This window comes from Limnothrix sp. FACHB-1083, assembly GCF_014696485.1.
Classification (GTDB): domain Bacteria; phylum Cyanobacteriota; class Cyanobacteriia; order CACIAM-69d; family CACIAM-69d; genus CACIAM-69d.
In genome coordinates this window covers 197,480-211,716 of sequence record NZ_JACJQD010000006.1, presented here as the reverse complement: position 1 = coordinate 211,716, position 14,237 = coordinate 197,480, and the positions used below count along the sequence as shown (strand labels likewise).

12 protein-coding genes are annotated in these 14,237 nt (G+C 55.1%); 6 read left to right on the top strand and 6 right to left on the bottom strand.

Going from position 1 to position 14,237, the window contains the following annotated elements:
• Positions 1 to 82: 82 nt before the first annotated feature.
• Both H6F46_RS10060 and H6F46_RS10055 read right to left on the bottom strand, forming a co-directional pair.
• Positions 83 to 1,291 (bottom strand): RNA-guided endonuclease TnpB family protein, encoded by a 1,209-nt coding sequence (locus H6F46_RS10060; protein ID WP_190354648.1) that lies wholly within the window; start codon positions 1,289 to 1,291, stop codon positions 83 to 85.
• Positions 1,292 to 1,362: 71 nt separating this feature from the next.
• The gene (locus tag H6F46_RS10055) at positions 1,363 to 2,196 is read right to left on the bottom strand and encodes a Uma2 family endonuclease (protein WP_190354647.1); all 834 of its coding nucleotides are present in this window, start codon (positions 2,194 to 2,196) and stop codon (positions 1,363 to 1,365) included.
• Positions 2,197 to 2,303: 107 nt separating this feature from the next.
• Between H6F46_RS10055 and H6F46_RS10050 the strand changes: the two genes are divergently transcribed.
• The 4 genes from H6F46_RS10050 to H6F46_RS10035 all read left to right on the top strand — a co-directional run bounded on the left by H6F46_RS10050 (position 2,304) and on the right by H6F46_RS10035 (position 4,637).
• Positions 2,304 to 3,029, top strand: coding sequence for an RNA methyltransferase (locus H6F46_RS10050; RefSeq protein WP_190354646.1), 726 nt, complete (start codon positions 2,304 to 2,306; stop codon positions 3,027 to 3,029).
• Positions 3,030 to 3,163: 134 nt separating this feature from the next.
• A complete protein-coding gene (locus H6F46_RS10045) occupies positions 3,164 to 3,340 on the top strand; it encodes a DUF3285 domain-containing protein (RefSeq protein ID WP_099534142.1) in 177 nt (58 codons plus the stop codon).
• Between the two features lie 26 nt (positions 3,341 to 3,366).
• Positions 3,367 to 4,002: an rRNA maturation RNase YbeY gene (gene ybeY / locus H6F46_RS10040; RefSeq protein WP_242027885.1), complete on the top strand. Its 636-nt coding sequence runs from the start codon at positions 3,367 to 3,369 to the stop codon at positions 4,000 to 4,002.
• A gap of 89 nt (positions 4,003 to 4,091) precedes the next feature.
• Positions 4,092 to 4,637 (top strand): diacylglycerol kinase family protein, encoded by a 546-nt coding sequence (locus H6F46_RS10035; RefSeq protein WP_242027884.1) that lies wholly within the window; start codon positions 4,092 to 4,094, stop codon positions 4,635 to 4,637.
• A 113-nt stretch (positions 4,638 to 4,750) separates the two neighbouring features.
• On the opposite strand, the gene H6F46_RS10030 is transcribed toward H6F46_RS10035, so the two are convergent.
• The 4 genes from H6F46_RS10030 to H6F46_RS10015 all read right to left on the bottom strand — a co-directional run bounded on the left by H6F46_RS10030 (position 4,751) and on the right by H6F46_RS10015 (position 8,617).
• On the bottom strand, positions 4,751 to 5,044 hold the full coding sequence (locus tag H6F46_RS10030; RefSeq protein WP_099534049.1) for a hypothetical protein: 294 nt from the start codon (positions 5,042 to 5,044) through the stop codon (positions 4,751 to 4,753).
• Between the two features lie 150 nt (positions 5,045 to 5,194).
• Positions 5,195 to 6,706 carry a site-2 protease family protein gene (locus H6F46_RS10025; protein WP_099534047.1) on the bottom strand — a complete coding sequence of 504 codons (1,512 nt, stop codon included), beginning with the start codon at positions 6,704 to 6,706 and terminating at the stop codon, positions 5,195 to 5,197.
• An 86-nt stretch (positions 6,707 to 6,792) separates the two neighbouring features.
• Complete coding sequence (murQ, locus tag H6F46_RS10020; protein WP_190354645.1) at positions 6,793 to 7,734, bottom strand: N-acetylmuramic acid 6-phosphate etherase; 942 nt, start codon at positions 7,732 to 7,734, stop codon at positions 6,793 to 6,795.
• A gap of 73 nt (positions 7,735 to 7,807) precedes the next feature.
• Positions 7,808 to 8,617, bottom strand: coding sequence for a 16S rRNA (uracil(1498)-N(3))-methyltransferase (locus H6F46_RS10015; RefSeq protein ID WP_190354644.1), 810 nt, complete (start codon positions 8,615 to 8,617; stop codon positions 7,808 to 7,810).
• Between the two features lie 377 nt (positions 8,618 to 8,994).
• Here H6F46_RS10015 and glmS point away from each other — a divergent pair, with 377 nt between their 5' ends.
• Together glmS and H6F46_RS10005 are read left to right on the top strand one after the other, a co-directional pair.
• On the top strand, positions 8,995 to 10,908 hold the full coding sequence (gene glmS / locus H6F46_RS10010; protein ID WP_099534041.1) for a glutamine--fructose-6-phosphate transaminase (isomerizing): 1,914 nt from the start codon (positions 8,995 to 8,997) through the stop codon (positions 10,906 to 10,908).
• A gap of 301 nt (positions 10,909 to 11,209) precedes the next feature.
• Positions 11,210 to 14,029, top strand: a complete 2,820-nt coding sequence (locus H6F46_RS10005) for a response regulator (protein ID WP_206753580.1) — start codon at positions 11,210 to 11,212, stop codon at positions 14,027 to 14,029.
• Positions 14,030 to 14,237: the final 208 nt, after the last annotated feature.

The following is a 14,237-nucleotide window of genomic DNA, read 5'->3' as shown; positions in this document are numbered from 1 at the left end:
TAGATCCTTTGAGAATGCCCGTTGATTGATTGCAGGGGGTATTTGACATCCTTCCCGTCCTAAAGGAGCGGGGATTCCGGCCCTAGGCAAACAACCGCAGTTGCTCGACTAGACCACGGGTTGACGCTTCATCGGCTGCTACCAGCGAACTGGATTTACGCTGGCCTCCACGTCCGTTTTGAGTCTCGGACTGCCCGCCCGCGACTTGGATATTGATGGCGGCATTCACATCGCGATCGTGAATTGCCCCGCATTGCATACAGACCCACTCGCGTACATCAAGGGGTTTCTTGCCGCCCAATTGACCACAAGATGAACAACGCTGGCTAGTCGGTTCCCATCGACTGATCACCTGGAAATCCCGCCCGTAGCGGATCGATTTGCCCTCGATCATTTGGCGGAAGCTGTACCAGCCAGCATCAGAAATTGCCCGCGCCAACTTGCGATTTTTCACCATGCCCGACACATTCAAATCTTCCAAAACTATCGCTTGGTTCTCGCGAACGATCCGGGTCGATAACTTGTGTAGGAAGTCGGTTCGTTGGTCTTTGATGCGGGCGTGAATCCGAGCCACCTTGCGGCGGGCTAGATACCGCCGCTTGCTGCCCTTGACCTTGCGGCTGAGGGATTTTTGAGCACGGCGCAATCGCTTGAGGGATTTGGCTAAAGGCTTGGGACTTCGTACCTTTTCACCCGTGGACAAAGTGGCAAAGGTGGTCAATCCTAAGTCGATACCTACTCCATCATTGATAGCGTTCAGGGCGATCGGATCCACTTCACAGACAAACGATGCAAAGTAGCGATCGGCTGCATCCTTGATGATCGTGACCGATGATGGATCCGATGGCAGTTCTCGTGACCACTTGACCCGCACACAACCGATCTTGGCTAGGTAAACCGAGTTGGGCTTGATTGAGAATCCGTTGGTTGTGAAGCGAATGGATTGAGTTGAGTGTTTCTTTTTGAACTTCGGAAACCCAATCTTGCGACCTTTGCGCTCACCCTTCAAGCTTTTGAAGAAATTACGAAAAGCCAGATGAACATCTTGCAAGGATTGAACTAACGGCACAGATGCAACTTCCGATAGCCATTCACGTTCAACGGTGAGCTTGGCTTGGGTAATCACCCGTTTCTGAATTTCAGTATCGCTAACTTTCTCCCCTTGCTGATAGAGGTCTTGACGCAACCGAATTGCATCGTTGTAGACCACACGAGCGCAACCGAACGTCTTCACCAGCATTAATCTTTGCAGGCGATTGGGATAAATTCGGTAGCGAAATCGTGCTTTCACAACTAACATCATAAGCGGGGTTGATCGAAAAAGCCGCCCTAGAAGGGCGGGGCTTGTACCCTTTCTTTTGGTCAAAGCTGGTCGGGGTCAATTCCTTGGGCCCGAAGCAGGGCCGCCAGGCGATCGGCCCGTTGGCGTTCCTGTTCTGCTCGCTGGCGTTCCTGTTCTGCTCGCTGGCGTTCCTGTTCTGCTCGCTGGCGTTCCTGTTCCGTCCGTTGGCGTTCTTGGCTGGCCAAGTCCACCGCCGCCTGACGTTCCTGGTCGAGTTCCACAAAACTTAAAAATGGCCGGCCGTCGGGTCGAATCAAAGCCAATCGATCGGCGCTCAGGTGGAATTGCACCGCTGTGCGGGGACTGGTCCAGATTTGCCCAAACTCCACTTCTGCCAGTTGGCTGGTTTCGGGCGATCGCACCCAAACGGTTAACTCATTGCGGCCATAGTCGTAGAGGTAATATTCCTCAACGCCAAAGCGATCGTAAAACTGAAATTTTTTGAGCATTTCGCCAAACCGATTGCCCGGCGACAGAATTTCCACCACCACCTGCGGCGCAATTCCCGCTTCTCGCCATTGCAAATAGGAACTGCGCGGGCCCTTGGGTCGCCCAAACACAACCATAGTGTCGGGGGCTTGCCGCTGTTTGGGGTCGCCTTCCACGGGATACCAAAGCAAGTCGCCGGCCACAAACACCTGTGAATCTTGCGCAAACAGCAGTTCTAGGTTGGCTTTGAACTTGGCAATCCAGTCAAAATGCTCAGTGTTCTCGGCCATGGGCTGTCCATCACAGGAAGGGTACTGCTGTTCGATCGCTCGGTGCTCGGCGGGGCTTGGGTTGAGGGCTGGATCTGGACGATCGCCCGGCCGATGAGCGGAGGAAGCCTGGGAAACCTCAGTGCTGATAACCATGCTGATGGCAACCTCTGGGAGATAGGCACAGATTGACTTCATTTTAGCGAGGGGCGAAGCCGGGGGCGATCGCCTTATGATGGGCAGGTTCTGCCGATCGCTTGCCCATGCCCGCTGCTGCCATTGACCTTGACCGTTTGACCCCGACCGATCGCCAGGCTTTGATCGATCATCTCTGCACCTTTGTCACGCCCGATCGCTGGGGGCGCATTCAGTCGGTCATTGCCCAGCGCACCCGCCAAATCACCGTGGTGCTGGAGGATCTTTATCAACCTCACAACGCCAGTGCTGTGCTGCGCAGTTGCGATGGCTTTGGCATTCAAGATGTGCATGTGATTGAAACGCGCAATCAGTTTGCACCGAACCGGGGGGTGAGCATTGGGGCCGATCGCTGGTTAACCCTGCGGCACTACCGAGAAGCCGCGCCGGCCCCCTCGAACACGGCCCGCTGTTTGCAAGATCTCAAAGCCAAGGGCTATACGCTGGTTGCCACCACGCCCCACGAACGCAGCACCACCATTCAGGCTGTGCCGATCGATCGGCCCTTGGCCATTTTGTTTGGCACAGAGCTGACGGGCCTCACGCCAGAAGCCTTGGAACTGGCGGATCACTATGCGGTGATTCCGATGTTTGGCTTCAGCGAAAGTTTCAACATTTCCGTGAGCGTGGCCCTGTGTCTCTATGACCTAACCACGCGGTTGCGGGCCGATCGCCCCGATTGGGCCTTGGATGCGGCAGCCCAGGCCCAATTGCAACTGGATTGGCTCGTGAAGTCCCTGAAGGCGGGCGATCAATTGGTGATGCAATTTGGGCGCGATCGGGGATGGATTTAGGGGAGGTCGATCGGTCGCGGCCAATCTTGCTCCTGTACCATTGACGATCGAGCGGGGCGGTGACCCCAATGGCCACCCGCAACGCCACTCGATTCAATCCCTTTGCAATCCGCAAGCTTTTCCAGAGTTTTTCCATGGCTCCCGAAACCGAAACGCCCCCCAACCTTTCCCCCTCGGAACCACCGCCCAGCTACGTGAAGTTGGCCATGCGGAACATGGTGCGCAAGGGGGGCAAATCCCTCCAGCACTTTGCCCTCACCACGATCGTCCTGTTGGGGGCGTTGGTGGGTTTGGCTTATCTCACCCGCTAGGATCCGCTCTCCCGAGGCCCAAAACCATGCGCGAATTTGAAATGGAGCTGGCGGAAGTGGACGACGACGCACCGATTTACGTCTGTGTGCAGGATGAGCCAACGGGCTACAGTCCCCTAACCGTGGCGATCGCGGACAGCACTTGGCAAGGTTGGTTTGAAACCTGGTTAGCTCAGCTAGATGCCCGATCGCCCCAGGACATGCCCTACTTGGTGGATCAGGCGGATGAGGCGGGCCAACTGCCGCCGCTGGAACTGAGCTTGCGGTTAACGGGCGATCGGGAAATCCATCAACTGAATTCGGAGTTTCGCCAGGTTGATCGACCCACGGATGTGCTGGCCTTTGCGGCCTTGGAGTGGGAAGCGCCCGAGGTGGATTTTGCCGATCTCGAAGAGGTGGACGATGCAGAATTGGGGGACTGGGCGATCGAGCTGGGCGATGTGGTGATTTCCGTGGAAACGGCCCAACGCCAAGCCACCGAAGCGGGCCATGACCTAACCACGGAGTTAGCCTGGTTGGCGGCCCATGGATTCTTGCACCTGTTGGGTTGGGATCACCCCACGGAGCCGGAACTCAACCAAATGCTCGATCGGCAAACGGCCCTGCTCCAAGCGGTTGGATTGACCCCGCAGGTCGATCTCGCCAAGCTATTGGCTGGATAACAATCCATGGGCCAGGTTCCGGGCAAATTCCGCCCCTGGACTGGCTGATGGGTGGCTCGCCGACCGGTTGCTCCTGTTAATTTTTGATCTTGTTGAGATTCCGCCGACTCCTGCTGTCTGTTTTCCGTCGCGCCGCCTTGGATGTTCCGCCGCGTGCCCGTCGGTTTCCCCGTCATCCGTCGTCAGCCTTGATGAACGATTCACAGAAACCCCAAAAACCTTCACCATCCGCCACCCGCCGCGACCAAGCTTGGAAAATTGCCCCCAATCTGCTGATTAGCTTTCGCTATGCCGGTGCGGGGTTGGTGCATACGTTTTTGACCCAACGCAATTTCCGTCTCCATACGGTGGTGGCGGTGGTGGCGATCGGGCTGGGAGTGGGGTTGCAGCGGCCCCCGGTTGAGCTGGCCTTGGTGGGTTTAACGATCGGGTTGGTGTTGGCGCTGGAGTTGTTAAATACGGCGATCGAGTCGGTGGTGGATCTGACCGTGGGCAAGAACTACCACGACTTGGCCAAGGTCGCCAAGGACTGTGCAGCGGCGGCCGTGTTGATGGCGGCGATCGTGGCGGTGTTGGTGGGAGTGGTGTTGCTGGTGCCGCCGCTGCTGGTCACCTTGGGCTGGTGGGGAGTCTGAAAACCAGTCTCACCCTCAAAGCGCCACGATCAAACTCTGAATTTCAGACTATGAATCTATTCGGCCCTGGTTAATTTCCAAAACCAGCGGCTAACCGTTGGCTGGCCGAACAACTAGCAATCGGCCGCCGCCAGCAGCGCATCCACATGGTCGATCGAGAGGCCCTGGTCAAGATAGCGCGGCTCCGTGGGCTTGAAAGGGGCCATGGCCCGATCGACTGCTGTAATCGTGGCATCGGGCGGCAAAACCGGCACATCCGGATCAAAAGCCGTGGGGCGCATCAGGGAGCTAGAAAAGCCCTTAAACACCATCACCTGATCCGGCTCGCCATCCACAATCGCATGGACAATCCAAACTTCGGTCGATCTCCCTTGGGTGTAGCGTTCCAGTCGTTGCAACAGGGTCATAGGGGGTCTCCTGTGAATGGATCTTCTGGAGAAGCATTTCAAGAGCGGCAACCCACATCAGCAATCCTCAATCAATCAGTCAATCAATGAAGTGCTTGTGAATTGCTCGAGCCCATGAAGTCTTGAGATTGGGAAGTCTTGAGATTGGCCCTAGCCACCAATGCCCAACCGCCCGGCCAGACTGGGGGTGAGGGGCAACAGGGTCGCCACCATCAAAAACAACATCAACAGTCCCAACGCAGCGCGGGCATCGTCCGGCTCCGACAGTTCTTCCAAGGCGGGCCGCTCCAAGTCGCGCACCAAAAAGGCAATCACCAAGGCCCAATAGAGCGCCAACGGCGTGGCCAACGAAGCCAAAGCCAACACCACCACTGTCCCGATCGTGGTGCGGCGGGCGGTTTTGCGGCCATAGATCGCTTGGACAATGCGGCCCCCATCCAATTGGCCAGCGGGCATGAGGTTAATGGCCGTAATCACCAACCCTAACCACCCGATCGCCACGAGGGGGTGAATATCCACCAAGGAATCCTGGAGCTTGGCCCCCAGCACCAGCTTGGCCAGGGTTCCCACCAAAATGGAGCCTTGGAAAAATTCCGAGGGAATTTGGAAAGGGCTGCCCGGCCCCGACAGCTCCAACCCCACCAACAACAGCAACAGGGACAGGGCCCCACCCGCCACCGGCCCCGCCAAGGCAATATCACAAAGGCTTTGGCGGTTGGGCAGCAAAGATTCAAACCGGTTAAAGGCCCCAAAAGAGCCAATCTGCCAAACGGGAAGGAAGTAGGGCAAGCTGAGTTTGACGTTCAGTTTGCGAGCCAGGATTTGGTGCCCCAGTTCATGAACGCCCAAAATTGACAGCAGCCCCAGGGCGATCGGGAGGCTATCCATCACCCGATCGGGCGTGGAGAACAGGTCAAACCCTTGCAGCAACCCGGCCGACTCCAGGCAGGTGGCGATCGTGGCGATCATCAGGGCCACCGCAAACAGCTTTTGCCCCAAGGAAGCGGGTTTGGGATCCGTGCTGCTGGGCAACACCACAAAGGTTGGCCGCTCGTCGGGCCCTTCCACCAAAAACAGCCGGTAGCGATCGCCCAGGCGTTCTGTCAGTTTTTGGCTTAAGTTGGCATGAACTTTCGCCGGTTCCCCGCGTAGGTTGCCCTTCAGGATTGCACCTTCCTGGTAGGGCACGGTTTCGGTGATGAAAAAGGTGTCAATGCCAAAGATGCCTTGAATGGTTTTCAGGTCTTCAGCGGGGATGGGAACCACCTCCGACATTCCGGGCAGGGGCGGCGTGGGCGGTTTGGGAGCGGCGGCCCCTTCGATCGCGGCCGATTCCGCATCGGGGGTAGTTTCCGGATGGGCCAAGGCCGAGAGGTTCGGGGGCGGTAACTCCTTCGCTGCGGCCCGCAGTCGGTTGCCCAGGAAGATATACAACCCCGTGGACAGGGCCAACACCAACAAAATGCCCGCCAGGTTGAGATAAACGCCGGCCGCAAACAGCGCAAAGAAGGCCAACCAGGGCAACATCAGTGCCACCGATTGCAGCCAAGCCAGAATGCCCAGCTTGCCGAAGGGGCGGGCCCGGTAAAACCCCCAGCCGAGAATGACAAGGGCGGCGAGGGCGATCGCGCTGGTTGCCAAATTTTCGGAGGCAAGGGGCATGGCGGTTTCCGGTCTCAGTTCAGGAATGCAGTACGCCCCATCCTATCGCAGTTGCTTGGCCGGGGCGGATCGGGATTGCCGAACCGTTACGCGGGGCTGCTGGCGCTTTGGGCTAAGGTCAAGGCCTGCCGCAGTTGGCCGCCCCCTTGGGTGAGGAACTGCTCTGCCTGGGGCCGATCGACTCCGGCCCAATGCATCAACAGGGCGGTTTTGACGCGGTTGCCCGATCGATCCAGCAGATCTTCCGCCTCGGCACGGTTCAGGTTGGCTAAGTCGCGCACCATGCGCACCGCCCGATCGCGGAGCTTGCTGTTGGTGACTGACACATCCACCATCCGATTGCCATAGACCTTGCCCAGCTTGACCATGGCCCCGGTGGACAGGATATTCAGGGCCATTTTGGTCACGGTTCCCGATTTCAGCCGGGTGGAACCGGCCAAGATTTCTGGCCCCACCAGCAATCGCAAATCCACATCCACCGAGCCACCGGGCGGCGGCACTTGGTCGATCGGGACGCAGGCCAAAAAGACCGTTTTCGCTCCCCGGCGGGCCGCTTCGATCAACGCGCCTTGGACGTAGGGGGTTGTGCCGCCGGCCGTGATTCCCACCACCAGATCCCGATCGCCCACCGATCGCTCGGCCATGGCTGCGGCCCCATCTTCTGCTCGATCTTCCAAGGCTTCGGAACTGCGCAACAGGGCTGGCGGCCCCCCGGCAATGATGCCCTGCACCAGTTCGGGATCCGTGCAAAAGGTGGGTGGACATTCCGACGCATCCAGCACCCCCAGCCGGCCGCTGGTGCCTGCGCCGATATAAAACAGTCGCCCGCCCTGGGCCAAGGCCGCTGCCGCGAGGTCGATCGCCCGGGCCAGGGGTTCCCGCGCCTGGGCGATCGCTGCCAGGGTTTTGGCATCTTCCTGGTTAAACAAATCCACCAGTTCCAGGGAAGACAGTTGATCCAGTGCCTCGCTGTTGGGGTTAGCCTGTTCCGTCAGCAAATGGCCTCGGTCGATCGCAGCAGCACACATGGCAAATTTCCACCCAATTCTAGATATCCCGCAATCATATGGAGTGAGCGGCCCAGCGGGGAATGCTCAGGGGTTAATCAACGGCTGAGGGGGCCAGCTCATGGGCGATCGTTTCGCCCCAAGCATTCACAATCGCCAGGGCCGCCAACGGAGCCGTCACGGCCCGCAAAACCCGCCCACCCAAAGAAACCACCTGCCAACCGGCCGCTAAGGCCTGGTCTACCTCCGCTGGATTCCAGCCTCCCTCTGGCCCCACGGCCAGGGCGATCGCCCGTGGAGACTGGGATTGCGCTGAAGTGGGGGCTGAAGTTGGGTTGGGCACAGGATCAGCCAGTAATTGCAAAGCCTGCCAAAGGTGGGGAGCCGATCGCCGGGCCACGCAAAGAAACCGCCCGTCATGTTCGACCATCTGGGCGATCGCGGCGGGCCAAGCCAGCGGCTCGGTCACCGTCGGAATTGCGGCCCGCTCGGATTGCTCGGCGGCCTCTCGGGCAATGCGTCGCCACCGCTCCAGCCGGTTGCCATTGGGTTGCATCAGCGTGCGATCGCTCAACACCGGCACAATCTCCGTAACACCCAACTCCGTCGCCTGCCGCACCACCTCATCAAACCCCGATCCCTTGGGCAAAGCCGCCAACAGCGTCAGGGTTTGGATGGGTTCGATCGGCTCCGGCAGGGGTTTCAGGGCGGTGGCTCCCGTGGGTTCGAGACCAACCAACCACCAACGGCTGTCCCCGATCGGCTCCGGCAGCAGGGCCACCAGTCGATCGCCCGGTTCCAACCGCAACACCCGCCGCAGATAGCGATCTTGGTCGGCGGTGAACTGAATTTGGCCCCCATGCCATTGGGCCGGGTCGATCGCCAAGCGTTGGAGTTCCTTCATGCTGAAAAAGGGTTAATTGGGCGTTGTCTTGAAGGTGGATTGAACGTTGATTGAGTGCGGATTGAGTGCTGAGTGAACGCTGAGTGGACGTTAATTGCAGTTAATTGCACATCGATCGAACGTTGATTGTGCAGAGGGTGAAACGGGACTGAATCGCCAGAAATTGCCTGAAAAGGAGTGGATGAGAAAAAGATCGAGCGAAAAGGGATTGAAAACGATTGCTAACTCAATCTGGGACTGACCCCAGCAGCCGATCGGGGAGCGGTTATGCTTCAACTCGTCGCGCTATTATGCGCAACATCGCCTCAACCCACTGTCTGATCCCGCTAAAACTGTCCCGCTAAGATTTCCTGTTGGTCTTTTAAGGAGTAGCAACCGTGTGCGGTATTGTCGGCTATATCGGAACCCAACCTGCGGTCAGCATTCTGCTTGAAGGGCTGCGCAAACTGGAATATCGCGGCTATGATTCGGCGGGAATTGCCACCGTTTGGGAAGGGCAACTACACACCGTTCGGGCCCAAGGCAAACTCTACAACCTCCAAGCCAAGCTGGAGGGCTGGGAAATGCCCGCCCGCTTGGGCATTGGGCACACCCGCTGGGCCACCCACGGCAAGCCCGAGGAGCGCAACGCCCACCCGCACATGGATCCAACCCAAACCATTGCGGTGGTGCAGAACGGAATTATTGAAAACTACCGTGAACTGCAAGAGTTGCTGATTGCCGAAGGGGCCAGCTTCAGTTCTGAGACGGACACGGAAGTGGTTCCCCATCTGATCGCCCGTTGTTGGCGAGAGTTGGCGCAGGAGTCGGCCAGTGGTTGGTTGAGTGGGTCGCGCCTGATGGAGGCCACACGCCGGGCGATCGGGCAGTTGAAAGGGGCTTTTGCGCTGGCAATTGTGGCGGCCGATGCGCCCGACGAGTTGATTGTGGTGCGGCAACAGGCTCCCATCTCGATCGGGTTTGGACAGGGGGAATTTTTCTGTGCATCGGACACCCCGGCGATCGTGCCCTACACCCGCGCTGTTTTGCACCTGGACAATGGTGAAATCGCCCGTTTAACGCCGCTGGGGGTTGAAATTTACGGCTTTGAGGGCGATCGCCGGGTGAAATATCCCCATTTGCTCAACTGGAGTTCCACCCAAGTTGAAAAAGGCGGCTATCGCCACTACATGCTCAAGGAAATCTTTGAGCAACCGGGCGTGGTGCGCGATTGTCTCGCGGCTTATTTTGGCGGCATCACTCCCACCCCCAACTGTTCCGCCGACGGGTCGCCGGTCACCTTGGGGCTGCCCGCAGAATGGCTGCAGGATGTGCAGCAAATCCAAATTCTGGCCTGTGGCACTAGTTGGCACGCCAGCTTGGTGGGTAAGTATTTGTTGGAAGGGCTGGCCGGTGTGCCCACCTCAGTGCAATATGCCTCGGAGTTTCGATCGGCCCCATCCCCAGCGGGCCCTTGCACCCTGACGATCGGGGTGACCCAATCGGGCGAAACGGCCGACACCTTGGCAGCCCTGGAGGTCGATCGTGAGCGTCGGGCCCAGTTGGCCCCGGAATTCCAGGCGCGATTGATTGGGATCAGCAACCGACCGGAAAACACGATCGGGCGGATTGCCGATTACGTGATTCCGACCCACGCGGGCATTGAAATCGGTGTGGCCGCCACCAAAACCTTTGTCACGCAGTTGCTCGCCTTCTATGCCCTGGCCATTGATTTGGGCGTGCGGCGGGGAACCCTGGCGGTCGATCGCGCCAATGTTCTGATTGAAGGGCTGCACCAACTGCCCCGCCACATTGAACATATCCTGGACAAACAAAACGCCAAAATTGAAGCCCTGGCCCACGAATTCAGCGAAACTCGCGACTTTATTTTCATTGGGCGCGGTCTCAACTTCCCGATCGCCCTGGAAGGGGCTCTCAAGCTGAAGGAAATCAGCTACATCCACGCGGAAGGCTACCCGGCCGGCGAACTGAAACACGGCCCGATCGCCCTGTTGGATGACAAAGTGCCCGTCGTGGCGATCGCGACCCCTGGCAATGTTTACGACAAGGTGATGTCCAACGCCCAGGAGGCCCGGGCCCGCGATGCTCGGCTCATTGGCGTGGTGGCGGAAGGGGATGCCCTCGCGGCCGATCTGTTCAACCCGTCCATCTCGGTTCCCGTCACCGATGAGTGGCTGTTTCCGGTCTTGAACGTTGTGCCCCTGCAACTGCTGTCCTACTACATCGCCGCTCGCCGGGGCTTGGATGTGGATCAACCGCGCAATTTGGCTAAATCCGTCACGGTGGAATAGTCCCGATCGCTGATCGAAACCCGTCAACTCTTGTAGGGGCGTACGGCCGTACGCCCCTGCCCGGATTTTCTCGGTCTTAAGTTGAAGCCAATAGTAGTGGTGCGCCCCTACCCAATCACCTGTGACGCAGATCGATGGTGCATGGGCAACAAACTAAGTGGTGCTCCTCGAATCTAAAAACAGCCCTATAAGAAATCCTAAAATTTTTGACTGATATAAATTTCCGAATCGTTATTACGAGTTTTTACTCATTTTTCTGCATTATATCTTCCTACACGACTAGGACTGAAGGATCAGAAACTTGAGCTTGCGATTGCCACTGCGAGTCATTTTAGTTGTGCCCTTTGTGCTGCAAATTCTGACGGCCGTGGGACTCGTTGCTTTCTTCTCCTTTAAAAATGGCCAACAGGCAGTACGAAACTTAGCCAGCCAGCTTATGGATAGTACCACCCAGCGAGTTGACGCAGAACTCGACTCCTATCTAAAACTACCTAAGCAGTTGCTGGATGCTACCGCTAAAGCAGTTTCGACAAACCAACTAAATCTATCTAATCCCCGAGCTAGAGAACTATATTTTTGGCGACAGTCCTCTGCATTTGAATCCATTAGTTACATTGGCTGTCTACTACCCAGTGGTGCTGCGGCTGGGGCTGGGAGATGGATTGATCCAAAACAAGTCACTCTATATGAACACCATCCCAAAATTAATCTTGCTAAGGAATATAGTAGTGATCAATATGGCAAACGCTCTCAGGAATTACAGCGCTATTTTGCTGATCCTATCGATATTGATCGATCCTATGCAGAAATCAATCGTAAACGAGGATTTTCTTGGGGATCAGTTTATGAATATGTAGGAAAAGACTTAGTTGTTAATCCGAAGTTGGCCTCTGAATTAGCTCAAGCAATCATTGAATCAAATTACTATATTGCCCTAGGCGCTCTTTATCCATTGTTTGATGAAAATAATAGACTTTCAAGTATATTGTCAGTCGATTTACAATTAGATCATATTAGTAAATTCTTGCGAAATTTGAAAATTAGTCCTTCTGGGCAGATCTTTATTATTGAGCGTAATGGTCTATTAATTGCTAGCTCTAGTCGGCAACCGGTCTTTGCGAAATTAGGCGATCAAAAAACACTTCGCTATAGCGTCAAAAATATCCCTGACGCAATAATTCAAAATACGGCTCGGAAAGTTCAACAACAACTCGGCAACTTCCAAGAAATTCATCAGGGTCATACATTCATGACCTCCATTAATCAGCGTCAGCAATTTGTGCAAGTAACCCCCTGGCAGGATCCAGATGGCATCGATTGGCTCATCATTATCACAGTTCCAGAGTCAGATTTCATGGAGGCCATTGATGCCAACACACGCATGAGCCTGTGGCTCTGTTTTGGGACGGCTGTGATCGTCACTGTCTTGAGCATCTGCACGGCAAATTGGATCACCAATCCTGTTTTTAGCTTGCAGAGGGCAAGTAACGCGATCGCCAGTGGCAATCTTAATTTACTGATTAAGGAGAGTAAGATTGTTGAGCTTCAAGGCTTGGCGCAATCTTTTAATCAAATGGCAACTCAGCTAAAGCATTCCTTTGAAATTTTAGAGGATCGCGTGGCGGAAAGAACTGCGGAATTAGAAGCTGCAAAAATTGCGGCCGATGCAGCCAATCATGCCAAGAGTGAATTTCTGGCAAATATGAGCCATGAACTGCGAACCCCACTGAATGGCATCTTAGGCTATGCCCAAATTTTGGCGCGATCGAAAACACTTACCGATAAAGATCTACATGGTATTGATGTTATTTATCAATGTGGTTCGCACCTGCTGACTCTCATTGAGGACATTCTGGATCTGGCCAAAATTGAAGCTCGAAAGCTGGAACTTGACCCAAAACCAGTTCACCTGGAAACTTTCCTCCAGGGGGTGATTGAAATTTGTCGGGTTCGTGCAGATCAAAAAAATATCGAATTTTACTATCAACCAGATCCTAATCTGCCAACAGGAATTTTAGTAGATGAAAAACGCTTAAGGCAGGTACTCATTAATCTAATGGGCAATGCCATTAAATTTACTGACTATGGTTCCGTTACCTTAATGATTAATCGAGTGGTTTCTGACTCATCCCATCAGTCTCAGCTTGATTTAACCACTCAAGATCACTGCTGTTTGGAATTTAAAGTTATTGATACAGGAATTGGTATTGCACCAAAAGATATCCAGAAGTTATTTCGATCCTTTGAGCAAGTAGGTGAATCAGGGCGAAAAGCAGCAGGCACCGGTTTGGGCTTGGCTATTAGCCAAAAAATTGTCTCCCTGATGGGTGGAATGATTCAAATCAAGAGCCAACTGGGTGCAGGAAGTCAGTTTTTCTTTCAACTGAATGTTCCCCTAGCAACCGATTGGTTGCAGGAGTCGGTGAAATCCATGGGTGAAGTGGTGGGTTATCAAGGTCTGAAACGCTCTATTTTGATTGTTGATGATGTTCCAGATAATCGAGCTGTTTTGCGGAATTTATTAGAGTCAGTTGGCTTTTTAGTCATAGAAGCGGATCAAGGGCAACAGGCTTTAGGAGAATTGGAACGTCAACTACCCGACTTGATCATTACGGATTTGTCAATGCCTGTGATGGATGGGTTTGAACTGATTCGACAGATCCGTCGTCATCAACAATGGGCCAGCTTAAAGGTCATTGTTTCGTCGGCTTCCGTGTCCCAGCTCGATCGACAAATGAGTCTAGATGTTGGTGGCGATGATTTTCTGGAAAAGCCAGTTAAGGCCGATCGCCTCTTTAGTCTTCTGGCTCAACATTTGGGCGTGATGTGGCAACTGGAAAAGCAAGACTCGGTGCAGCCCGCTTCATTCGACAACCCACAAGACCGAATCGCTCCCCCCCTCACAGAACTACAATCCTGGTTGTATTTGGTGCAGGTCGGCCGTCTTCAAAAGTTGGTTACGGCGGTGGAGTCACTGCTGCAAGAAGCTGCCACAACCCCAGATGAGCATCTGGAGTCCGGTTCCTATGAGCCTTTTGCACGAGATGTGTTGCACTTAGCCAAGCAGTTTAAATTAGAAGAGCTTGAGGAAATGATTCAGGCTGCGATTGTTAATTCCTAGGGTTGATCCCTCGATTCTCGCTAATCATAGAGATTAGTGAGAATTATGGATAGTGCCGTAATTCAGTAATGATGAGCTGGTGAAAGTCTTGCGGTGTAGGCGATCAGTCACCAAAAATCATCACCTCACAGGCACTACCAGAACTTTGAATTAAGGCTTTGAAAGCCTCAGAATATAATGAATGGGTAACAATCCGTTAATTGATCAA